The sequence below is a fragment of the Halopiger djelfimassiliensis genome (assembly GCF_000455365.1).
Classification (GTDB): Archaea; Halobacteriota; Halobacteria; order Halobacteriales; family Natrialbaceae; genus Halopiger_B; species Halopiger_B djelfimassiliensis.
This window is the reverse complement of record NZ_HG315687.1, coordinates 173,907-194,525: the sequence shown is the minus strand read 5'-3', so window position 1 is coordinate 194,525 and position 20,619 is coordinate 173,907. Positions and strand designations below refer to the sequence as shown.

26 protein-coding genes are annotated in these 20,619 nt (G+C 65.2%); 22 read left to right on the top strand and 4 right to left on the bottom strand.

Going from position 1 to position 20,619, the window contains the following annotated elements; translation table 11 throughout:
- The first annotated feature begins 4 nt into the window (after positions 1 to 4).
- The 10 genes from TX80_RS16385 (at position 5) to TX80_RS16340 (ending at position 6,881) form a co-directional block, all read left to right on the top strand.
- Positions 5 to 919, top strand: a complete 915-nt coding sequence (locus TX80_RS16385) for an ABC transporter ATP-binding protein (protein ID WP_049924327.1) — start codon at positions 5 to 7, stop codon at positions 917 to 919.
- Positions 919 to 1,740: an ABC transporter permease subunit gene (locus TX80_RS16380; protein ID WP_049924325.1), complete on the top strand. Its 822-nt coding sequence runs from the start codon at positions 919 to 921 to the stop codon at positions 1,738 to 1,740. The genes TX80_RS16385 and TX80_RS16380 overlap by 1 nt, the downstream gene beginning before the upstream one ends.
- Before the next feature lie 64 nt (positions 1,741 to 1,804).
- Complete coding sequence (locus TX80_RS16375; protein WP_049924324.1) at positions 1,805 to 2,620, top strand: ABC transporter permease subunit; 816 nt, start codon at positions 1,805 to 1,807, stop codon at positions 2,618 to 2,620.
- Positions 2,557 to 3,393, top strand: a complete 837-nt coding sequence (locus TX80_RS16370) for a hypothetical protein (RefSeq protein ID WP_049924323.1) — start codon at positions 2,557 to 2,559, stop codon at positions 3,391 to 3,393. The genes TX80_RS16375 and TX80_RS16370 overlap by 64 nt, the downstream gene beginning before the upstream one ends.
- Before the next feature lie 67 nt (positions 3,394 to 3,460).
- Positions 3,461 to 4,018, top strand: a complete 558-nt coding sequence (gene thpR / locus TX80_RS16365) for an RNA 2',3'-cyclic phosphodiesterase (RefSeq protein WP_049924322.1) — start codon at positions 3,461 to 3,463, stop codon at positions 4,016 to 4,018.
- Between the two features lie 77 nt (positions 4,019 to 4,095).
- Positions 4,096 to 5,103, top strand: a complete 1,008-nt coding sequence (locus tag TX80_RS16360; RefSeq protein WP_081661653.1) for a hypothetical protein — start codon at positions 4,096 to 4,098, stop codon at positions 5,101 to 5,103.
- A 258-nt stretch (positions 5,104 to 5,361) separates the two neighbouring features.
- Entirely contained in the window at positions 5,362 to 5,514 is a 153-nt protein-coding gene (locus tag TX80_RS16355; protein ID WP_004267621.1) for a 50S ribosomal protein L39e, read from the top strand.
- A 2-nt stretch (positions 5,515 to 5,516) separates the two neighbouring features.
- Complete coding sequence (locus TX80_RS16350; RefSeq protein ID WP_049924320.1) at positions 5,517 to 5,795, top strand: 50S ribosomal protein L31e; 279 nt, start codon at positions 5,517 to 5,519, stop codon at positions 5,793 to 5,795.
- Between the two features lie 2 nt (positions 5,796 to 5,797).
- Entirely contained in the window at positions 5,798 to 6,463 is a 666-nt protein-coding gene (locus tag TX80_RS16345; protein WP_049924319.1) for a translation initiation factor IF-6, read from the top strand.
- Positions 6,464 to 6,572: 109 nt separating this feature from the next.
- Positions 6,573 to 6,881, top strand: a complete 309-nt coding sequence (locus TX80_RS16340; protein WP_049924317.1) for a hypothetical protein — start codon at positions 6,573 to 6,575, stop codon at positions 6,879 to 6,881.
- 5 nt (positions 6,882 to 6,886) lie between these two features.
- On the opposite strand, the gene TX80_RS16335 is transcribed toward TX80_RS16340, so the two are convergent.
- Complete coding sequence (locus TX80_RS16335; RefSeq protein WP_049924316.1) at positions 6,887 to 7,198, bottom strand: hypothetical protein; 312 nt, start codon at positions 7,196 to 7,198, stop codon at positions 6,887 to 6,889.
- Between the two features lie 111 nt (positions 7,199 to 7,309).
- On the opposite strand from TX80_RS16335, the gene rpl18a reads away from it, so the two are divergent.
- The 10 genes from rpl18a (at position 7,310) to TX80_RS16285 (ending at position 16,623) form a co-directional block, all read left to right on the top strand.
- Positions 7,310 to 7,486, top strand: a complete 177-nt coding sequence (rpl18a, locus tag TX80_RS16330; protein ID WP_049924315.1) for a 50S ribosomal protein L18Ae — start codon at positions 7,310 to 7,312, stop codon at positions 7,484 to 7,486.
- The gene (gene pfdA / locus TX80_RS16325) at positions 7,483 to 7,932 is read left to right on the top strand and encodes a prefoldin subunit alpha (protein ID WP_049924313.1); all 450 of its coding nucleotides are present in this window, start codon (positions 7,483 to 7,485) and stop codon (positions 7,930 to 7,932) included. Before rpl18a ends, pfdA begins: the two co-directional genes overlap by 4 nt.
- A 45-nt stretch (positions 7,933 to 7,977) precedes the next feature.
- Positions 7,978 to 9,303 carry a signal recognition particle-docking protein FtsY gene (gene ftsY, locus TX80_RS16320; RefSeq protein WP_049924312.1) on the top strand — a complete coding sequence of 442 codons (1,326 nt, stop codon included), beginning with the start codon at positions 7,978 to 7,980 and terminating at the stop codon, positions 9,301 to 9,303.
- A 135-nt stretch (positions 9,304 to 9,438) separates the two neighbouring features.
- A complete protein-coding gene (locus tag TX80_RS16315) occupies positions 9,439 to 10,017 on the top strand; it encodes a hypothetical protein (RefSeq protein WP_049924310.1) in 579 nt (192 codons plus the stop codon).
- A 360-nt stretch (positions 10,018 to 10,377) separates the two neighbouring features.
- On the top strand, positions 10,378 to 12,063 hold the full coding sequence (locus TX80_RS16310; RefSeq protein WP_049924309.1) for a nitrite/sulfite reductase: 1,686 nt from the start codon (positions 10,378 to 10,380) through the stop codon (positions 12,061 to 12,063).
- On the top strand, positions 12,053 to 13,663 hold the full coding sequence (locus tag TX80_RS16305; RefSeq protein ID WP_049924307.1) for a Coenzyme F420 hydrogenase/dehydrogenase, beta subunit C-terminal domain: 1,611 nt from the start codon (positions 12,053 to 12,055) through the stop codon (positions 13,661 to 13,663). Before TX80_RS16310 ends, TX80_RS16305 begins: the two co-directional genes overlap by 11 nt.
- A gap of 96 nt (positions 13,664 to 13,759) precedes the next feature.
- The gene (locus tag TX80_RS16300; RefSeq protein WP_049924306.1) at positions 13,760 to 14,725 is read left to right on the top strand and encodes a phosphatase PAP2 family protein; all 966 of its coding nucleotides are present in this window, start codon (positions 13,760 to 13,762) and stop codon (positions 14,723 to 14,725) included.
- A gap of 43 nt (positions 14,726 to 14,768) precedes the next feature.
- A complete protein-coding gene (thiE, locus tag TX80_RS16295; RefSeq protein ID WP_049924305.1) occupies positions 14,769 to 15,437 on the top strand; it encodes a thiamine phosphate synthase in 669 nt (222 codons plus the stop codon).
- The gene (gene thiM, locus TX80_RS16290) at positions 15,430 to 16,263 is read left to right on the top strand and encodes a hydroxyethylthiazole kinase (protein ID WP_049924303.1); all 834 of its coding nucleotides are present in this window, start codon (positions 15,430 to 15,432) and stop codon (positions 16,261 to 16,263) included. Before thiE ends, thiM begins: the two co-directional genes overlap by 8 nt.
- Before the next feature lie 87 nt (positions 16,264 to 16,350).
- A complete protein-coding gene (locus TX80_RS16285; protein WP_049924534.1) occupies positions 16,351 to 16,623 on the top strand; it encodes a DUF7553 family protein in 273 nt (90 codons plus the stop codon).
- Position 16,624: 1 nt separating this feature from the next.
- On the opposite strand, the gene TX80_RS16280 is transcribed toward TX80_RS16285, so the two are convergent.
- The 3 genes from TX80_RS16280 to TX80_RS16270 all read right to left on the bottom strand — a co-directional run bounded on the left by TX80_RS16280 (position 16,625) and on the right by TX80_RS16270 (position 18,703).
- Positions 16,625 to 17,260 (bottom strand): hypothetical protein, encoded by a 636-nt coding sequence (locus tag TX80_RS16280; RefSeq protein WP_049924302.1) that lies wholly within the window; start codon positions 17,258 to 17,260, stop codon positions 16,625 to 16,627.
- Positions 17,261 to 17,323: 63 nt separating this feature from the next.
- Positions 17,324 to 17,536 carry a hypothetical protein gene (locus tag TX80_RS16275; RefSeq protein ID WP_049924301.1) on the bottom strand — a complete coding sequence of 71 codons (213 nt, stop codon included), beginning with the start codon at positions 17,534 to 17,536 and terminating at the stop codon, positions 17,324 to 17,326.
- Positions 17,537 to 17,839: 303 nt separating this feature from the next.
- Complete coding sequence (locus TX80_RS16270) at positions 17,840 to 18,703, bottom strand: sulfurtransferase (protein WP_049924299.1); 864 nt, start codon at positions 18,701 to 18,703, stop codon at positions 17,840 to 17,842.
- Positions 18,704 to 18,985: 282 nt separating this feature from the next.
- Between TX80_RS16270 and TX80_RS16265 the strand changes: the two genes are divergently transcribed.
- Together TX80_RS16265 and TX80_RS16260 are read left to right on the top strand one after the other, a co-directional pair.
- Positions 18,986 to 19,783: a sulfurtransferase gene (locus tag TX80_RS16265; protein ID WP_049924298.1), complete on the top strand. Its 798-nt coding sequence runs from the start codon at positions 18,986 to 18,988 to the stop codon at positions 19,781 to 19,783.
- 83 nt (positions 19,784 to 19,866) lie between these two features.
- Positions 19,867 to 20,610: a hypothetical protein gene (locus TX80_RS16260; RefSeq protein ID WP_049924296.1), complete on the top strand. Its 744-nt coding sequence runs from the start codon at positions 19,867 to 19,869 to the stop codon at positions 20,608 to 20,610.
- Positions 20,611 to 20,619 lie beyond the last annotated feature (9 nt).

Genomic DNA, 20,619 nt, shown 5'->3' with positions numbered 1-20,619 from the left:
AGGTATGAGTGCAATAACGGTCGAGAACGTCTCCAAGCGGTACGGTACCGTAACGGCGCTCGATCGCGTCGATCTGACGGTCGACGAAGGCGAAATCTTCGGCTTTCTCGGTCCCAACGGCGCAGGTAAATCGACGCTGATCAACGTCTTTCTCGATTTCACCCAGCCGGACTCCGGACAGGCGACGATATTCGGACACGACTGTCAGGAGGACGATGTCGAGGTGAAATCCCGAATGGGCGTTCTCCCCGACGGATATTCGGTATACGATCGGCTGACGGGCCGACAGCACATGGAGTACGCGATCGAAGCGAAAGCGGCCGACGCCGAACCGATGGCGGTTCTCGAGCGGGTCGGCATTCGAGACGCCGCCGATCAAAAGGCAGGCGGTTACTCGAAGGGGATGGCCCAGCGACTCGTCCTCGGAATGGCACTCGTCGGCGAACCGGACCTGCTCATCCTCGACGAGCCCACAAGCGGGCTCGACCCCCACGGAATCAAGCAGATCAGAACGGTCATCCGGGAGGAAAACGAACGCGGCGCGACCGTCTTCTTCTCGAGTCACATCCTCGAACAGGTCGAAGCCGTCTGTGACCGGGTCGGGATCCTGTACGACGGACAGGTCGTCGCAACCGATACGATCGACGGCCTCCGACAGTCCGTCGGCGGCGGCACGAAGCTGTTGATTACGGTCGACGACCTCGAGACGGACGTCGTCGGGAGACTCGAGTCGCTCGACGGCGTCGAAAACGTCTGGCCGAACCCCGACGAGAACCGCATCGAAGTCACGTGTACGAACGACGCCAAAATGACCGTGCTGGTCGCGCTCCACGAAGCCGGCGTCGACGTCGAGAACTTCCGAACCGAGGAGGCATCGCTCGAGGAGATGTTCGTCGAGTACACCAACGGTGTGAACTGATGTCGTGGACGACGATCGCACGCCGGGAGTACGCGACGACGCGTGACTCCCGTGCGATCCGGTGGCTGCTGTGGCTGCTCGCTATCACCTGCGTCCTGAGCGGGTACTTCTATCCCATCACCACGGACGGGGCGGTCACGACGCGGACGTTCATCAGCGACGGCGTTTTGCTCGGGAGCATCAATCACCTCCTGCCCCTGATCGGCGTCTTCCTCGGGCACGGTGCCATCGTTACCGAACGGGCGTCCGGCAAGCTGACGCTACTGCTGTCGCTGCCGTACAGCCGGGGTGATCTCGTCGTCGGGAAACTCGTCGGCCGCTCGCTCGCCTTCGCGACGTCGCTTATCACCATACTGGCCGTCGCCGGGGCACTCGTCGTCTACCCCTTCGGCTCGCTCGCTCTCGGGTGGTATCTGGCCTTTATCGTCGTCACCGTCCTCTATGGCTGGATCTTCACCGCGACCGCGACGGCGATCTCGATGCTCACGCGATCGAAACACCTCGCGACGGTCAGTGCGTTCGGACTCTACGGACTGTTCGTCCTCTTCTGGAGTCCCGTTCAGGCCGGCCTCAGATACGGCCTCGAGACGATCGGGCTGACCGACGCCGGGTTGCCCGACGGCGTCCTGTTCCTGTTCGGACTCAACCCCGCGACGCTGTACGATCGAATCCTGACCGGGTTCTTCATCGAGAGAGCCGGGCCGTACGCCGGGTCCGACGCGTGGTACCTCAGCGAGTGGGTCGCGCTCGCGCTGTTTCTCGTCTGGGCCGTCGTTCCGGTAACGCTTGGCTACCTCCGGTTTAGCAACACCGACCTATGACCGACCGACTCCCCTCAACAACGACGATGTTCGACCACACGACTCCCGAAACGGGTGATCGCGAATGAACTGGCAATCGACCGCGCGGAAGGACTTCCGGGACGCGATCCGATCGCGGACCATCTGGCTCCTGCTGATCGGGTTCGTGGGGCTTTTCATCCTCGGCAACGTCGTCTTCGGTCCGCGTTCCGGGCCGTTTGACGGGTTCGTCGAGACGACGTTTGCGAACGTCCACGGGCTGTTACCGATAGTCGGTATCGTGCTCGGTTACAAGGCCGTCCTCTACGAGCGGGAATCGGGCAGTCTCGTCCTCTCGCTGTCGCTTCCCCAGTCCCGCCGGGACTTCGTCGTGGGGAAACTCGTCGGCCGGTTGCTCGTCCTTACCATCCCGGTAGTCGTCGGTTTGATCGTCGGCGGTTCGATCGCAGTCGTCCAGTACGAGTCGGTATCGCTGGCACCGTATCTGGCCTTCGTCGTCGCGACCGTCCTGTACGGTGCCGTGTTCGTCTCGATCGCGCTGGCCTGCTCGATGAGTACGACCGCCGGACGACAGGTCCTCATCAGGGCGATCGGTGCGTACGTCGTGCTCGATCTGGGATGGAACTGGTTTATCAACCAGTTCGTACGGCTCCTGTATCGCTTCAGAATAGCACTCCCGAGCGACATGCCCGACTGGGCGGTCGGCCTCCAGCTGGCGTCGCCAAGCGAGGCGTACCGTCACCTCGTCGCAACCCTTTTCGAAATCGGAGGCTCACAGGCCCACCTCGCCGCCACGACCCCGTGGTACGTCAACCCCGTAACTGCGCTGATCGTGCTGTGTGGCTGGCTCGTCGTCCCGCTTGCGCTCGGCTATCTCCAGTTCAGTACCGCCGACCTCTGACCGACGGTTCGCACTCGAGTACGATCAACAGGAAAACTTATTTTATCCAACTAATTATCTCAGGTGGATATGTCCCCGTCAAATCGCCCCCACTCGACCGAATCGCCCTCCATGACAACCGGTTCCCCGTTTCACGGCGCGCAGTCATCGCTGCCGGAGGCACGACGACGCTGCTTTCGCTTGCCGGCTGTACGAGGGTTGCCAACTACCTCGTTGATCTCGCCCTGAAGGAGGTAAACGTCTTCAACAGTGCGGACACGCCGATCTCGGGAACGATCGAAATCACCGATCCCGACGGGAAATCGGTCCTCGAGGAGTCGTTCGAACTCGCAGCGAGCGAGGACGACGAAGACAACGGAGACGACGAAGACGACGACTCGATGGCAAACTACGGCGACGTCTGGGACGGTGCCGGCGACTACGAGGTTACGCTTACCTTCGCGGAAGATCCCAGTCCGAACCCGGGTTCCGATGCCGATCAGAACGCGACCGACCCGGACGGGGAGCAAAACGCCACCGAGACGAGCGATGGCGACTCCGCTTCTGACGCGGCTGACACGAACGACGGCAACGAAACCGACACCGCAGACGAGAGCGAGCCGACTGCGGACGGGACGACCCCTGACGGCCGACGGGACACGACTACAGTGACGCTCTCGAATCCCGACGAAGAGAAGCTCGGGATCTGGATCGCAGAGGAGGCGGCCCAAGAGCTCATTGCCTATCAGGTCTTCGAGGACGCGACCGAGATGGGAGAGAAATTCGAGAACTGACTCGACGCCCCGCTATTCGTTCGTCGCCGGTGCCACGATTGAATAGGACTCCGGTTCGACATCCGGTATGCGACTGTTCGTCAGCGTCGACCTGCCCGACGACCTCGCGGACCCGATCGCCGACCTGCAGACGGAGTTCGCGGACGCGAGCGGACTCAACTTCACGGATCCCGAGCAGGCCCACGTCACTCTGAAGTTCCTCGGCGACGTCGACGAAGCCCGGCTGTCCGAACTGAAACGAACGCTCGAGACCGCGGTCGACGACGCCGACGTCGACCCCTTTAGGGTTCGCTACGGCGGACTGGGAGTATTTCCCGACCTCGAGTACATCAGCGTGGTCTGGTTCGGCACCGAGACCGGTGGCGACGAGCTCACCCGATTACACGAGGCCATCGAGGATCGGACGACCGACATGGGGTTCGATCCGGAGTCCCACGAGTTTACCCCACACGTCACGCTCGCACGGATGGAACACGCCGGCGGGAAAGACCTGGTACAGGAACTCGTGCGCGACCGCGATCCGACGATCGGGGAGACCACCGTCGACGAAGTGCGACTGACCGAGAGTACGCTTACCGATACGGGACCGGTGTACTCGACGGTCGAATCGTTCCCGCTGGAGTGAGTGTATCACGTACGGAGACAGTCAGCTACTGCTGAACAGGACATAATGGGCCGTCCCGGTGTATCGTCCGCGAGACGATGGACACCGGTCCCACCGGACTCGGCGACGATAGCGACGACGAGCGAGCGACCGGCCTCGTCCCCACCAGCCCCGGGTGGCCCGTCACGCGCCGGGAAGTCCTCGCTGCGGTCGGCGGTGCGGGTCTGACGTCAGCGGTCGGGGCGCAGAACGCGGCGACCGTTCACACCGACGCCGCCGAACACGGCGACGTCCGCGTGCGCGTCTATCCGGGCGTCGTGCCGCTTCACGCACGGGTGTGGTACGGGACCGACGACCTGCGAGGCGTCTGGCCGGAGCCGCTGGCGGCCGCAGCGAACGCCATCGAGGACGCGTTCGATCAGGTCCTCGCATACGCCCGCGAGCACGGTCGGCTCGCGGACCTCGAGCTCTACATCGAGCGCGGCGACCGAATTCGGTTCCCGCCCACGGAGACGCCGTTCTCGTCCGAGGCCGTGCTGCCGTCGCTCGAGACGGTCCTCGAACGGTTCCGCGATCGATTGCGTGCACGCGACGCGCTCGACGGGCGCACCTGTCACGTCCTTCTGGACTGGTCGCCGCTAAATTACCGCGTCGGATACGGTGGGACGCTGTCGCCACACGCCACCGTGGGCACCGAGCACGACGGGACCAGCGGCGACGCACAGGCGGTCGCGAACGTCGGCGCGACGGAGGTCTGGGATTCGCGAGCGGTGACGCGGAACATGGTGATCCACGAGACGCTCCATACGTTTCTCGAGGCCGACGTCGTGACGGCCATCGACGACGCCGTCTGTGACCACGAACTCGGGGCGGCAGTCAGCAACGGCGACGGCACCCTTCGAGTCTCCCCGATGGCGACCGCCTACGCCGGCCCCGACCGGATCGGCGGCGGGACCCGGTTTCACGGGACCGGCTGTGGCGACCGGAGCCGATTCTATCGACACGACGGTCTCGAAGGGATCGACGAGTGGACCTACACGACCGGCCTCAGCGACGCAACCTGTGAGGGCGTCACGCGGACCCTCGAGCGACGGTTCGAGGCCTGAGATCGGCGTCTCGACACGCCGTCACGGCCGCCGTTCTTCGATCGTCTCCGATCAACGCCACTCGAGAGCCGAGATAGCAATCACCAACACGGTCGACGGAACGACTTTTCACTGATCGAATCGCCATCGGCACCGAGAGAAAGGCTGCCGAACCGACGGAATCCCGTTGCCGGCGGCGACGAACGCGTTACGCCTCGAACGAACGGTCCCTTCAAGATGGACAAGATTTTAAGCCACCGCGGGCTACGTTCGGCTACTATGGGTAAGAAATCGAAGGGCAAGAAGAAGCGACTTGCCAAACTCGAGAACCAGAACAGCCGCGTTCCGGCCTGGGTTATGATGAAAACCGACATGGAAGTCCAGCGGAACCCGAAGCGACGCAACTGGCGGCGCAACGACACTGACGAGTAACGATGAGTGCAAGTGATTTCGAGGAACGCGTCGTTACCGTTCCGCTGCGAGACGTCAAGAAGGGGGCTAACCACGAGGCCGCGGATCTGGCGATGCGACTCGTCCGCGAACACCTCGCAAAGCACTTCGCGGTCGACGAGGACGCCATCCGACTGGACCCCTCGATCAACGAGGCCGTCTGGTCACAGGGCCGTTCGAACCCGCCGCGGAAGCTTCGCGTCCGCGCGGCCCGCTTCGACGAAGAGGGCGAAGCGGTCGTCGAGGCCGAGGTCGCCGACTAAACTTGCAACGCCTCGCCTTCGCCGGGTCGGCTTACGTCGGCGTCTTTGCCCGCGCGACCGACTCGTGCGTGCTCGTTCGCCAGGACGTCGACGACGATGTCGTCGCCGACCTGTCCGACGAACTCGAGGTGCCCGCGATCCAAACGACCGTCGGCGGTTCCTCGACGGTCGGTGCCTTAGCTACGGGTAACGAAAACGGGCTGCTCGTCAGTTCGCGGGTGCTCGAGTACGAGCGCGATCGACTCGAGGAGGAGATCGACGTTCCGGTCGCGGAACTGCCGGGTAACGTCAACGCCGCCGGGAACGTCGTCCTCGCGAACGACTACGGGGCCTACGTCCATCCCGATCTCTCGCGGGAGGCCGTCCAGATCATCAAAGACACCCTCGAGGTGCCGGTCGAACGCGGCGACCTCGCGGGCGTCCGGACGGTCGGGACCGCCGCGGTCGCGACCAACGCCGGCGTGCTCTGTCATCCGAAGGCGACCGACGAGGAACTGGACGTCCTCGAATCGGTGCTCGACGTCCGGGCCGACGTCGGCACGGTCAACTACGGCGCGCCGCTTGTCGGATCGGGCCTGATCGCGAACGAGGCCGGCTACGTCGTCGGCGAGAACACGACCGGACCGGAACTGGGCCGGATCGAGGACGCGCTGGGATATCTCGAGTAAGCGACTCGAGTCCGAGTCGCGCTTTTGACCGGTTGAACGGCCAGAAAGTCGTCTGAAACGCCGTTTTTCGACCGGAACCTACATTTACTCGAGCGCGAGTGTATGCTGTATGGTCTGGCAGGACGTGCTCTTTCTGGTCGGCAGTTTGCTTTCCGTGATCGTACTCGTGCCCGCGGTTCGGAACGCGAACGCACGGATTCCCCTCGCGACGAGTTTGCCGAAGATGCTTCTCGGCGGGGTCTATGCGATCACGTTCGCGTCGATGGGAATGTACCTCGCCGCGGGCGGTCTCCTGGCGACGGGCGTCATGTGGTGTCTGATCGCGGCGTATCGATCCCCCAGTGTGGGTCCCGCGATGCGTTCCCGTCGCCTCGCCGCGGTCGTGCGCCCCGACCGCCGGCGTCGGCTCGAGGACTGACAGGGTCAGCGCCGCTCGAATCGATGCCGGACGACCGTGCTCTCGTCGTCCCACTCGAAGTCGTCGTGGACACGCTCTAGCAGTCGGCGATACGACTCGAGATCCGCCATCCCTTCGGCCCGGGCATCCTCGTCGGTCAGCTCGCCGAGAGGACGCTCCGTGACCGCGGTCACTTCGAAGGTCGTTCCGGCGATCGTGAACGTCTCGCCGTCGTCGGCGTATCGATGCCCGCGGTGGATCTGTGTGACCTCGCCGTCGAGTGCCGTGGTTCGCATGCGCTCGCTCGGGAGAAGGTCGGTGGCGTCGCGTTCGGCCATACGCGGTTGCGCGTAAAATCGATTGCCGTCGGCTATACCGCCGAACCGCGATCCGGCCGACGGCTCCGACGGAAGGGAAGATTCTTCCGACTGCCTGCCGGAGGGATAGCTATGAGTGAATTCACGGTCACCGGCCGGTTCCAGAGCCGCGACGGCTACGCGGAGTTCGAAACGTCGATCGACGCCGAAAACGAGAACGTCGCCCGCGAGCACACCTACGCACAGCTGGGCAGCCAGCACGGTCTCAAACGGACCCAGATCGAACTCGAGGAGGTCGACGAACAATGAGCCAGCAGCAACTCCAGCAGCTGTCCCAGGAACTACAGGAGATTCAGGAAGAGATCGACGCCCTGCAGACGAACGTCGAGGCCATCCAGCAGGAAAAGACCGAAGTCGACGAGGCCATCGAAGCGCTCGAGACCCTCGAGACCGACTCGACCGTTCAGGTCCCGCTCGGCGGCGGTGCCTACCTCCGGGCGACGATCGAGGACATCGACGAGGCGATCGTCGAACTCGGTGCCGACTACGCCGCGGAGTTCGAACAGGACGACGCCGTCGACGCCCTCGAGAACAAGAAAGAGCGCCTCGACGACCGGATCGACGACCTCAACGAGGAGATCGCCGAACTCGAGACCGAAAGCGAGGAGCTCGAACAGCAGGCCCAGCAACTCCAGCAGCAGGCGATGCAACAGCAGATGCAGCAGATGGGGCAGGGCCAGAACCCCGACGAGTAACGACGAGTACCGCACCGACCCCGTTCGAAACCCCTACCGACACCCATGTTCGATAACCTGAAAGAGAAGCTCGGGAGCTTCCGTAAAGACGCCGAAGAAGCCGCCGAAGAGAACGTCGAGGAGGTCGACGAAGCCGAACTCGAAGAAGAGGAGACGGCGACGGAGGCTGCGGACGCTTCCGAGACGACGGGAGCGGCTGGGGAAGCCGAGGCCGACGTCGAAGCCGAGGCCGAGCCACGGGCCGCTGCCGAGCCCGCGGCGACACCGGAGACGGCTGAAGCGGAGCCCGCGGCCACGCCGGAGACGGCCGAAACCGAGTCGGCCGCCGACGTCGGGACCGAACCGGGGGGTGCGAACGGATCACGCCCGCCGGAAGCCGACTCCGAGGCGGCTGAACCCGCGGAGGATTCGGGTGCCACCGACGGGGAGCCGACCGACGACGCCGATTCCGAGACCGAGGAGGAATCCGACGACAACGCGACCGGATTCGGGCGCAAGGCCAAATCCTTCGTGAAAGGAAAGTTCGTCATCGAGGAGGAGGACCTCGAAGACCCCTTGCACGAACTCGAGATGGCGTTGCTCTCGAGCGACGTGGAGATGAGCGTCGCCGACGAGATCCTCGATACCATCCGCGACGAGCTGGTCGGGGAAACGCGGACGTTTACGACCTCGACCGGCGAAGTCGTCGAGGACGCCCTTCGCGAGGCGATCCTCGACGTGATCAGCGTCGGCCAGTTCGACTTCGACGAGCGCATCGCTATCGAGGACAAGCCCGTCACCATCGTCTTCACCGGCGTTAACGGCGTGGGCAAAACCACCTCGATCGCCAAGATGAGCCGCTACTTCGAGGAGCGGGGCTACTCGACGGTGATGGCAAACGGCGACACCTACCGCGCCGGGGCAAACGAACAGATCCAAGAACACGCCGACGCGCTGGGGACGAAACTCATCAGCCACGAGCAGGGCGGCGACCCCGCCGCAGTGTTGTACGACGCCGTCGAGTACGCCGAAGCCAACGACGTCGACATCGTCCTCGGTGACACCGCGGGACGACTCCACACCGACGAGGGGCTGATGGACCAACTCGAGAAGATCGACCGGGTGGTCGATCCCGATATGACGCTGTTCGTCGACGAGGCAGTCGCCGGCCAGGATGCGGTCAACCGTGCCCGCGAGTTCAACGAGGCCGCCGAGATCGACGGCGCGATCCTGACGAAAGCCGACGCCGACTCTAACGGCGGCGCGGCGATCTCGATCGCTCACGTCACCGGGAAACCGATTCTGTTCCTCGGCGTCGGACAGGGCTACGACGACATCGAACGGTTCGATCCCGACGAGATGGTCAACCGGTTGCTCGAGACGGACGCCTAGTTCGGCAGTCGCGTCCGGCGGTCGGCATTCGGGGTCGAAACGACAGCCGTTTCGCGTGACACCTTTTCGACCGACCGGGACGACCCACTCGATCGGAGACACAAAGCACTTCTAATAGGTTATTGACACGTAGGTATGCGCGTTTCCCGTTCTCGCCGTGCCCTTCTTACGTCGGTCGCCTCGTTCGCCGGGCTCACAGCGGGGTGTTTCGAGAGTCGATTGACCGGATCGGACGAGACGCCGGCCCCGAGCGGCCCCGTCGACCCGTCGACGTACGACTGTACCGACGTTTCCCGTCCCGTTCCCGGCGACCCGAGCGACGACGACGCCCCCGACCCGCTCGAGTATCCGTCCCGCCCCGACTCGCTGTCCGCGGATGCGAGTCAGTACGTCACCGAGTTCGAGCGCGCGTACCGGCGAAACGAGTTGCTCGAACGATACGGGAATCAGGCGCGGAGCTTCGAGTTTTCCCTCACCGCTCGACAGGCGACCGACGTCGAAACCGACCGCGACCGCGACGCCGTGCTGGTGGCGGTCGTCTACGACGTGACGACAGGGACCGCCCACGCGGAACGCGACGAGTGGGACGTCCGGACGACCTACTACGCTGACAACCACGTCCTCCTCCGGGCAGTGTACGACGGCATCGCCGACGGTCCGGCGTTCAAACCCGATCCGCGGCGAGAGGGAACCCCTGTCGACTGCTTCGAATAGCTGGCTGGGAGTGCAGCGAAGCCGGTGGTCCGTGGTAACCGACGGTCCGATCGGCCGGCGACGGTCGATTGAAACCGGAATCACGCACGTCTACCGGAGAATACAACCGGTACCAGTGACGACCGCCGGCGGCCGGGCGCGGAAACCGGTTCGTCGTGACCTGACCGGGCTGATCTCCGTCGCTCGTCGGAACGGGGGAGGGAGACAGTGGGCAATATTTACTGCTGCAAACGACCCCCGTCATGATTCGCCTTGTTGCGGGGTGGTATAGGGACGGGTGCGTATTACCCGCCAAACAATGGTCCGTCAAGAGCGCCCGATCGACCCGCTGACCGACACCGCTCGGCGGGGGTGGGTCGTATGAACACCGTCGAAGAACACAAACAGGAGAAACACCCGCTCGACGTCGTCGAGGACGTGTACGACTACGCCGACGAGCAGTTGACGTTCGAGGAGATCGAAGCACGCGCCGGCGACGGAGAGTGGGAACGGCTGAAATGGGCCGGGATGTACGCCCAAAAGCAGGAGGGGTACTTCATGATCCGGACCAAGGCCCCGGGCGGCTACCTGACGCCGGAACAGGCCGAGGTCATCGGGGAGTGTGCGGCCGATTACGCCGTCGCACCCGAGGAGTACGGCGGCGAGGAACAGAACGAACTCTGGGGCGACGCGTACCTCGATATCACGACCCGACAGGACATCCAGAAACACTGGATCCGCGTCGAGGACGTCCCCGAGATGTGGGAGCGCTACGACGAGGTCGGTCTGACGACGATTCAGGGCTGTGGTGACTCCGCCAGGAACGTCCTCGGCTGTCCCGCGGCCGGTCTCGGCGATCACGAGTGTTTCAACGCGCAACCGGTCATCGAAGCCGTCTCCGACTTCTTCACGGAGAACCGCGAGTACGCAAACCTCCCGCGGAAGTTCAAGATGACGATCACCGGCTGCCGACACGACTGCGGGCAGTCCCAGATCAACGACGTCGGACTCGTCCCTGCGAAAAAGGAGATCGACGGGCAGCACCTCTACGGGTTCCACGCCCGTGTCGGGGGCGGCCTTTCCGACGGCCCGCGGATGGGGTCGGAGCTCGACGCCTTCATCAGACCCGAGGACGCCGTCGAGTTCTGTCGTGCCGTCGCCCAGGCGTTCAAGGAACTCGGCGACCGCAACAACCGCGGCGTCTGCCGCATGCGGTATCTCGTCGAGCAGATGGGAGCCGAGAAGTTCGAGGAAGCCGTTCGCGACCGCTGTACCGTCGACCTGCCCGACGGCGGCCGAAATCTGACCGTCGGCTATCAGGGCGACCACGTCGGCGTGCACGACCAGAAACGGGACGGGCTGAAATACGTCGGCTTCAACGTGATCGCCGGCCGCATGGGCGGCGACGAGTTCGCGCAGGCGGCCCGGGCCGCCAAGAAGTACGGCACCGAGGACGCCTCGATCCGGCTGGCGACCGATCAGAACTTCCTCATCACCCACATCCCCGAGGAGAACGTCGACGACCTGCTCGCGGAGCCGTTCGCTCGGGAGTACAGTCCCGATCCGGGGCCGTTCTCCCGCGGTGCCGTCGGCTGTACGGGCAACGAGTTCTGTAACTACGCCATCATCGAGACCAAAAAGCGCACCAAACGCTGGGCCCGCGAACTCGACGAGCGCATCGACGTCCCCGACGACATCGAGGCCATCCGGATGCACATGTCCGGCTGTTCGGCCTCCTGTGCCCAGCCCCAGATCGCGGACATCGGCTTCCGCGGCGAGACCGTCACACTCGATACGGACGACGAATCCGGTATCGTCGAGGGCATGGACTTCGGACTCGGCGGATCGCTGGGTGCCGACAACGAGTTCCTCGACTGGGTGGAAAACGCCGTGCCCGCCGACGCCGTGATCCCGGCGCTCGAGCAGCTGTTCGAGGTCTACAGCGACGAGCGGGAGGCCGGCGAGAAGTTCTACGAGTGGACCCGCCGCGTCGACAACGAGCGGCTCCGGGGGATCATGCAGGGAGCGGATGCGCCGGTCGCACGGGGTGTCGCCCATGGGGACTGACGGCTCCGACGAGGCTGCCGAGCGCGCGTTCCCGCGCGTTCCCGAGTCAAGTACGGACGACGAAGCCGTGATGGTCCCCGAAACGGGGAGCGCTGCGCCGCGGTCTCGAGACGGGACGGACCGTGCTCGGGAGGGTGCGATCCGTACGGATGGGAGCAGCGCCGGCGGTGACAGTTGCTCGCCGGAGACCTGCACCTGCGGCGAGAGAACGGCCGACGCCGCGTCGACCGACCAGCGGGTCGCCACCGACGGGGCGGGCGTCGCCAACGTCGACGAGCAGGGAGAACTCGGCGACCTCGAGTTCACCGAACCCGCCGAGGGCGTCAGTCAGGACGTCTACGACGACGCGCCCGACACTCGCGTCGGCATCCCGGAGGGCGTCGATCTCGAAACGCCGGAGTACTCGATCCGCTCTTCGATGAACGACATCGAAACGCCGGACGAGAAGACCTGGTTTATGGAACTCGACGAGGCGGTCATCGACGAGGGTCGGTGTATCCAGTGTGGAACCTGCGTCGCCGCCTGTCCCTCGGACTCGATCGGCGTCGGCGAGGACGATCTCCCCAAGCTGGTCAAGATGTGTACCGGCTGTTCGCTTTGCTGGGATTTCTGCCCCCGCGGCGGCATGCGGTACGAACGCCAGTGGAAGATCACCGGCGGCGAGGACAACGTCAAGGGTGCCGGCGACCCGATCACCGAGTTCTCCGCACGCGTCGAGGACGACTGGACCGACGACGCTCAGGACGGCGGCGTCGTCACCGGCATCCTCGCGACGCTGCTCGAGGAAGGCGAGATCGACGGCGCGCTCATCGCGACCGAAAGCGACGACGAACCCTGGAAGGCCGAGAGCTTCCTCGCGACGACCGAACAGGAACTCATCGAAAACGCCGGCACGGTCTACAACCAGACGCTCGCGCTGGGCAACCTCGATCTGAACCAGTGGGAGCACAAGCTCCCCGACAAGGACTGGGACGACCTCTCGCTGGCTCTGGTCGGGACGCCGTGTGAGATCGAGGGCATCCGTGCCCTGCAGGACTTCGAGTGGGACTATCAGGCCCAGAACGAGGGCATCCGCGCCGTCGAGTACACGATCTCGCTGATGTGTACGAAGAACTTCAACTACTACAGCCTCATGGGCGAGCAACTCGAGGAGCAACGCGGCATCTCGCCGGCGGAGATCGGCAAGATGGACGTCCTGCATGGCAAGCTAATGGTCTACGACCACGACGGCGAGATGATCCTCGAAGAGGACATCGAGAACTTCCACGACGCCGCGCTCAAAGGCTGTGACGAGTGTGCCGACTTCACCGGCTTCTGTTCGGACGTTACCGTCGGCTCCGTCGGTTCCTCCGACGAGTATTCGAGCGTCATCATTCGCACCGAACAGGGCATGAACGCCTGGGAATTGACCGAGCCGAAACTCGACTACCACGATCTGGAGGACAAGTCTGCGGTCGGGAAACTCCAGGGCTGGGACAAGAAGAAGGCCTTCGAGAGCCTCGAGCGGCCGTTCGATCCCGACGCCCCGCGCTTTATCGACTACACCGACCACGCCGAGAACTACGGAACGGCGATAAACCCCCACGATCAGGGCCACTAGCGGCACGCCCCGGCGGCGAGCGACGACGCTCCGCCGACCGGCCGGCACGTGTCGGTCGGCGGAATCTTATGTATCCGGCACTCGGTAGCTAGTGGTATGTCTCGAGGAGTCGGAGAGTTCGGGCCGCTTCAGGAGGTGATCCCCGAGTGGGCGGCGGTCCTCGTCGCCCTCGTCACCCAGCTGGGCGACGTGTGGTTTCTCGCGCTTCTCGTCGGCTCTCTGTACCTGTTTCGGCCCGACAGACGCGAGGACGCCGCGATCGTCACCGGGTTGCTGCTCGCCGGCCTCTCGACCGTCACCGCGTTGAAACACGTGTTCGCCTTGCCGCGGCCGGAGCAGCCACTCGTTGCCCTCGAAACGCTCCCGGTACTGATCCGGCCGCTGTACGAAGCGACGGCGACGGCGGACGGCTACGGCTTTCCGAGCGGGCACGCGTTCATCACGACCGTCGTCTACACCAGTCTGGCCGGTCGCCTCTCGATCGGCACGCTCCGGCAGCGCGTCCTCGGAGCGGCGACTATCGTCGCGGTGGTCTGTCTTTCGCGAGTGGCCCTCGGAGTCCACTACCTCGTCGATGTCGTCGCCGGCGTCGGGATCGGGCTCGCGTTCGTACTCGTCGCGGGCCGGGCGGTGACACGGGTGCCGTCCGACGAAGGGGTGGTCGCGTTCTCGCTGGCGGTCGTCCTCGGTGCGGTCGCGTTCGTCGTGAGCAGCGCCGATCCGGACGCCGTTCTGTTACTCGGCGCATCGCTTGGGACGTTCGGCGGCTGGCAACTCCACCGGCTTGGCCGAACGCTGCGTCCTGACAGCCCTCCGTCCGATGCAGTTCGTCCCGTCGTTCACGCCGGTCTCCCGGCGCTCGTCGCGTTCACGGCCCTGCTCGCCGCGATCGTGGCTGTCCCGGTTCGACCCATTTTCGCCCTCGCCGGCGTACTCGGACTCGTCATCGCCGCGTTCGTTACGGTTCCGTCCCTGACCCGCTCCGACAGCGACCTCCGAACGACGCTTGGTTTCGTGTACAGTGTCGTCACGACCGGCGTTCGGTCCCTGTTGCGGTCGTAGCTGCTTCGAAGCCGCTTAGTGGCGCAGTTCCCCCATCTCGGCTATGGATCCCTCGAACTACGGCACGTACCTCGTCACCCAGCAATCGCTCTCGAACGGGCGCTCGACCGTCGAAATCGTCGAGGCGGCGATCGACGGCGGCGTCGACGTCGTCCAACTGCGTGAGAAAGACACCGACGCCCGCTGGCGGTACGAACTCGGCCTCGAGATACGCGAACTGACCGCGGACGCGGGCGTGGACCTGATCGTCAACGATCGGATCGATATCGCGGAGGCGATCGACGCCGACGGCGTCCACGTGGGACAGTCGGATCTGCCGGTCGAGGTCGCACGCGATCTGCTCGGGCCGGACGCGGTCGTCGGCTGTTCGACCGCGACGGTCGACCAGGCCCTCGAGGCGGAGGCCGCGGGCGCGGACTATCTCGGCGTCGGGACGGTTTACGGAACGACGTCGAAGGACGTCGCCGAGTACAAGGATGGCGTCGGTCCCGAGCGGATCGCCGAGATCGTCGATGCCGTCTCGATCCCGGTAGTCGGCATCGGCGGGATCACGGCCGACAACGCGGGGCCGGTCGTCGACGCTGGGGCGAGCGGCGTCGCCGTGATTTCGGAGATCACCGCGGCTGCGGATCCGACGGCCGCGACTGCCTCCCTTGCAGGGACCGTCGAAACCGCGAAGGGTATCCGGAACGGAACGGAAGGCGATGGCTGACCAGATCGACGTGACCGGCGCGGAACTCGCCGACTCCCTGCAATCGATCGCCGATTCCGAACCGCTCGTTCAGGCGCTGACAAACGAGGTGACGATGAACGACGTGGCCAACCTCACCCTCCACTGGGATGCGCTGCCGGTGATGGCCGATTCGCCCGGCGACGCCGGCGAGATGGCCGAACTCGCCGATGCGGTCCTATTCAACACCGGACAGGTCCCCGAAACGAAAATCGAGGCGATGCACGACGCCGCCCGAACGGCGACCGAACGCGGGGTGCCGATCGTGTTCGATCCGGTCGGGGTTGGCTCGACGCCGACGCGGGCGAGCGTCGCGCAGGCACTGCTCGAGGAGGTCGAGTTCAGCATTATCAAGGGCAACTACGGAGAGATCAGCTCCCTCGCCGGCGTCGAGGCAGAGGTAAAAGGCGTCGAGTCGATCGGCGACTACGACGACATCGAGGACACCGCGCGCTCGCTGGCCGATTCGACCGGCGCGACCGTCGTCGCCTCGGGCGTCGAGGACGTCGTGGCGGACTCGAACAGCGCCTACCGACTCACCGCCGGCCACGAAATGCTCTCGACGGTCGTCGGCACCGGTTGTATGCTCGGCGTCACGCTTGCGGCCTTCCGGGGCGCGCTCGAGGACGATCACGCGGCCGCCGTCCACGGCACGCTCGCGTTCGGCATCGCGGGCGAGCGCGCCGCCGAAATGGCCCACGAGGGTCCGGCAAGCTATCGCTCGAACTTCCACGACGCGGTCTCCGGGCTGACGCCCGATAGCGTGACGCACCTCGAACTGGAAGGCCGCGTCGAACGGGTCGTCTGAGAACTGGCCGTCGCCGTCGTTCGTCGGGCACCGCAACGACCCGACGGTCGGTGAAACGTTTTGTCGGCCGCCGCCGAACGGATCCGTATGGTCCGAACGGAACTCGAGAACGCAGCCGAATCGCTCGAGCACGCGGCCGACGCCGCCGCGGACGAGACGGCCCGCGAACGGCTCCGGAACCAGGCCACGCAACTCGCGGATCTGGCGACCGCCGATCGCGGCCCGGATCACGGTCGACTGGCACGCCACGAACACATCCTCACCGAAATCGCCGACGACGAAGGCGGCGACGTCGCCACCCACGTCGACGCGGCACTCGAATCGCTCCGTGCGTTCCGGGAGACGGTCGAAGGCGTCTAGGTCAACAGACCGGCTTCGGGTTCGCCCCCATCGCTTCCAGGTTTTCGACGTACTCCTCGTAGGCGGCTTCGATCGCGCCGGTCGCCGCCGCCGTGGCCCGGTCCCAGTCGTCGTCACCCTCGCAGACGTCCTCGAGCAACGCTTGCGTCCGCTCGAGTTGGGCGTCGAGGTCGTCGCCGAAGCCACGGAACACGTCGGCGGTCTGTGGGTCGGCGTCGCCGACGAAATAGCCCACGACCTGCTCTTTCGAGCGTTTGCTCGCGAGGATCCGTCCGGCGAGTGCGCCGACGCGTTCGATCGTCGACTCGAGGCCACGCAGGTACTCGTGGAGGGCAGGTACTGTCCGTGGCTCGTAGGCGTCGTCGCCGAGTTGCTCGCTGGCTGTCTCGAAGTGGTCGCGTTCCTCCGCGGCCGTGGTCTCGAAGGCCTCGCGAGCGGCCTCGTGATCCTCGGTGTCCGCCCACTCATCGAACGTCTGCCAGGCGGCGTGTTCGGCGTCGACGGTCGCCTCGAGAACGGGTTCCGTCTCGATGTCGCCGCCGGTGTCCGCATAGAGTGACTTCGAGGAGCCGAGTCGTGAAAGAGCGGTCCGGTTTTCCTCGCGAACGGTCTCGACGAACGTCTCGAAATCGACCATAGGCGGGCATTCGAGCGGACGGGAGTTAGGAGTATCGTCTACGTGACCAGTTGTCGCCTCGAGTCAGTCACCGTCGGAGTGCATCAAGTACCCGAGGACGAGCAGTAACGCACCGACGAGGATCAAAACGAGGAGCGTCTCCGAAACGAATCGTATCGAGGCGGGGCCGATATCACCGACGCTGACGAAGCCCGCGGCGAGGACGACGATTCCGAACGCGAGCAGCATGTTCGTCGTTTTCCGACTGGCGATCCACGATTCGGTTTCATCGTCCATCGGTTCGAATTACGACATCGAATTGAAAAGCAATTCCGTTCGGGACCGCGGTGGACGGGCCACCCATCGATCGCCCGTTCCGTCGCTCGTTTGCGGCTACGAGCCGCGCTACCCTGCTCGAGAGCGCCGAACGGAATACGAGAGTTCCTTCGTTATACTCAGTCGTCCGCCTCGCCCTGCTCCACGGGTCGCTCCCCGCTTCGCTACGAGACGGACTCGTTCACTTCCCTCAGTCGTCCGCCTCGCCCTTCTCCACGGGTCGCTTGCGCTCCCCGTTCCGATTCGAGGCTTCGCTCACTACGTTCACTCGGCCTCGCCCTTCTCGATCGGGGCGCTGACCAAGTTGCCCCACTCGGTCCAGGAACCGTCGTAGTTGACGGCGTCCTCGTAGCCGAGCAGTTCGTGCAGGGCAAACCACGCGACCGACGACCGTTCGCCGATGCGGCAGTAGGCGACGGTCGTCTCCTCGCCAGTGATTCCCTCCTCGGCGTAGAGTTCCTCGAGTTCGTCGGGATCTTTGAACGTGCCGTCGTCGTTGGTGACGGCGGCCCACGAGATGTTCTTCGCACCGGGGATGTGGCCGCCACGCTGGGCGGTCTCCTGCAGTCCCGGCGGGGCGAGCACCTCGCCGCGGTACTCCTCCGGCGAGCGGACGTCGACCAGCGGTACACCGCGTTCGATCGCCTTCTCGACGTCCTCGCGGTAGGCGCGGATGTTCTCCCGCGGGCCGGCGGCGTCGTACTCGGTCTCGGAGAAGTCGGGCTGCTCGTCGGTCGTCGGATACCCGTTCTCGAGCCAGTACTCCCGGCCGCCGTCGAGCAGTTTCACGTCGTCGTGGCCGTAGTACTTGAACTGCCAGTAGGCGTAGGCGGCGAACCAGTTGGAGTTGTCACCGTAGAGGACGACGGTATCGTCCTCGCTGATGCCGTGACTGCCGAGCAGTTCCTCGAAGTCGTCCTTCTCGAGGATGTCCCGCTGGGTCTGGTCCTGCAACTGTGTCTCCCAGTTGAATCCGATCGCGCCGGGCGCGTGCGCTTCTTCGTAGGCCTCCGTGTCGACGTCGACCTCCACCAGTCGGAGGGCAGCGTCGTCGGCCTGGAACTCGTCGAGTCGGTCCTCGACCCAGTCGGCGGACACGAGTACGTCTTTGGCGTAGTCGGTTGCCATATACGGCCCATCGTACCCCGGGGACATAGTGTCTCCCGAAGCGGACAATTTCGGACGGGGGTCGACCGTGCCGGAGACAGTTGCCGGTTCCTCGAGCGGCGGCTCGCGGTCGCGGGCCGGAGCCGACGGCTAGCGTCGCATCCCACGAAACCCCGACGAACGACGGGCCGAAACTGGCACCCACCCGGCCTGAAATGGGTAATAATTGCCACTATCTCGGTAGCGGAGGGAAGCCTGCCGGGATCGATGTGTTCTCGGGGCTTCGCTGTGACCGTGGGGACGATGGACGAATCCGTCGTTGCCCCCGACTGGCTCGCAGCGCGACTCGACGATCCGCAGGTCCGGGTCGTCGACGTCAGGGACGGCTGGGAGTTCGACGGTATCGGGCACGTTCCCGGTGCCGTGAACGTCCCGTTCGAGAGCTACCGCGACGAGAGCGACGTCGACCGAGGGACCCTCCCCGGCGCCGAGGCCTTCGCCGACCTGCTCTCGGCGGCCGGTATCAGCCCCGAGGACACGATCGTCGCCTACGACGACACCTACGGCGTCTTCGCCGCCCGGTTCGTACTCACCGCGCGCGAGTACGGCCACGCGGACGTGAAACTGCTCGACGGCGACTACAGCGCCTGGAATCGCGCGTACGAGGCGGCGACCGAAGCGCCGCCCGTCGAGTCGACGGAGTACGATCCCGATCCGCTGTCCCCGGACGAGAGTCCGCTGATCGACCGCGAAACCGTCGAGGCAGCCCTCGAGCGCGACGCCGTCGTCGTGGATACGCGCGAACGGGACGAGTTCGAGGAGGCGCGCCTTCCCGGCGCGGTTCGGTTCGACTGGCGCGACGTCGTCGACGAGGAGAGCCGTCGGTTAAAGCCGGCCGACGAGCTCGAGACGCTGCTGGCCGAGTACGGCATTACGCCGGACCGCGAGGTCGTCCTTTACTGTAACACCGCTCGCCGGATCAGCCACACCTACGTCGTGCTCGACGCGCTGGGCTACGACGACGTCAACGTCTACGAGGGGAGCCTCACGGAGTGGCTCGCCCACGAGGGCGAGGTAGAACACGGGCCCGTCGACGCGTAGCGCGTTCCAGCGCGCTGTCGACTGGCGGGCCGCTATCCCGTCCGACCCCGTACATTGATGCTCGCCGATACGAATCGTGGCCTATGAACGCAGTCGTCGACCGGCGTCGGGTTCTCCTCGCGACCGCCGGCGCGAGCGCGCTCGCGGGCTGTTCGTCCTCTCGCTCCGAGGGGTCGCCGTCGAGCGAGACCGGAGACCGCCCCGGCGAAACCGCGTCGGCGGAGATAGCGGGGATTTCCGCGATGCTCCAGTACGTACGACCGCGCGACGGGCGACGACCCGAGATCCTGGCGACCGAGGACCGGCAGTACGTCGTCGTCACGTTCGGCGCACCGACGAGCGATGCGAGCGACGTGGCCCTTCGGCTGGACGGGACCGAGTACGCCAGTTCGTTCACCGCGACGGCGGACGGCCGGCTCGACGTGGGATTCGAGGTACCGCTGAACGTAGCGGCCGAGAGCGCCACAGTGCTGGTCGGCGGTGAATCGCATCCGGTCTATCGGGACGTCCTCGATCGCCTGTCGAATCCCCCTCGTCTCACGAGCGTCTCGTTCGACGCCGACGCCGAGGTTCGACCAGGGACGATCGCGACGGTCGACGTTCGGGTCCGGAACGAGGGTGGTCCGGGGCCGTTCAAGGGCGTCTTCGAGGTCCCGGGCGCGCCGCCGAAGGTGTTCTCGGAGCGGATCGACGGCGACACGCTCGCCGGCTATACGACCCACGCGACGATCGGTTCCGACGTGGAGTCGGGCGACCGAACGGCCGTCTTCGATACCGGGTTCCAGCGGCAGACGACGACGGTTACGATCGTCGAGCGGTCGGCGTAACTCGCTCGT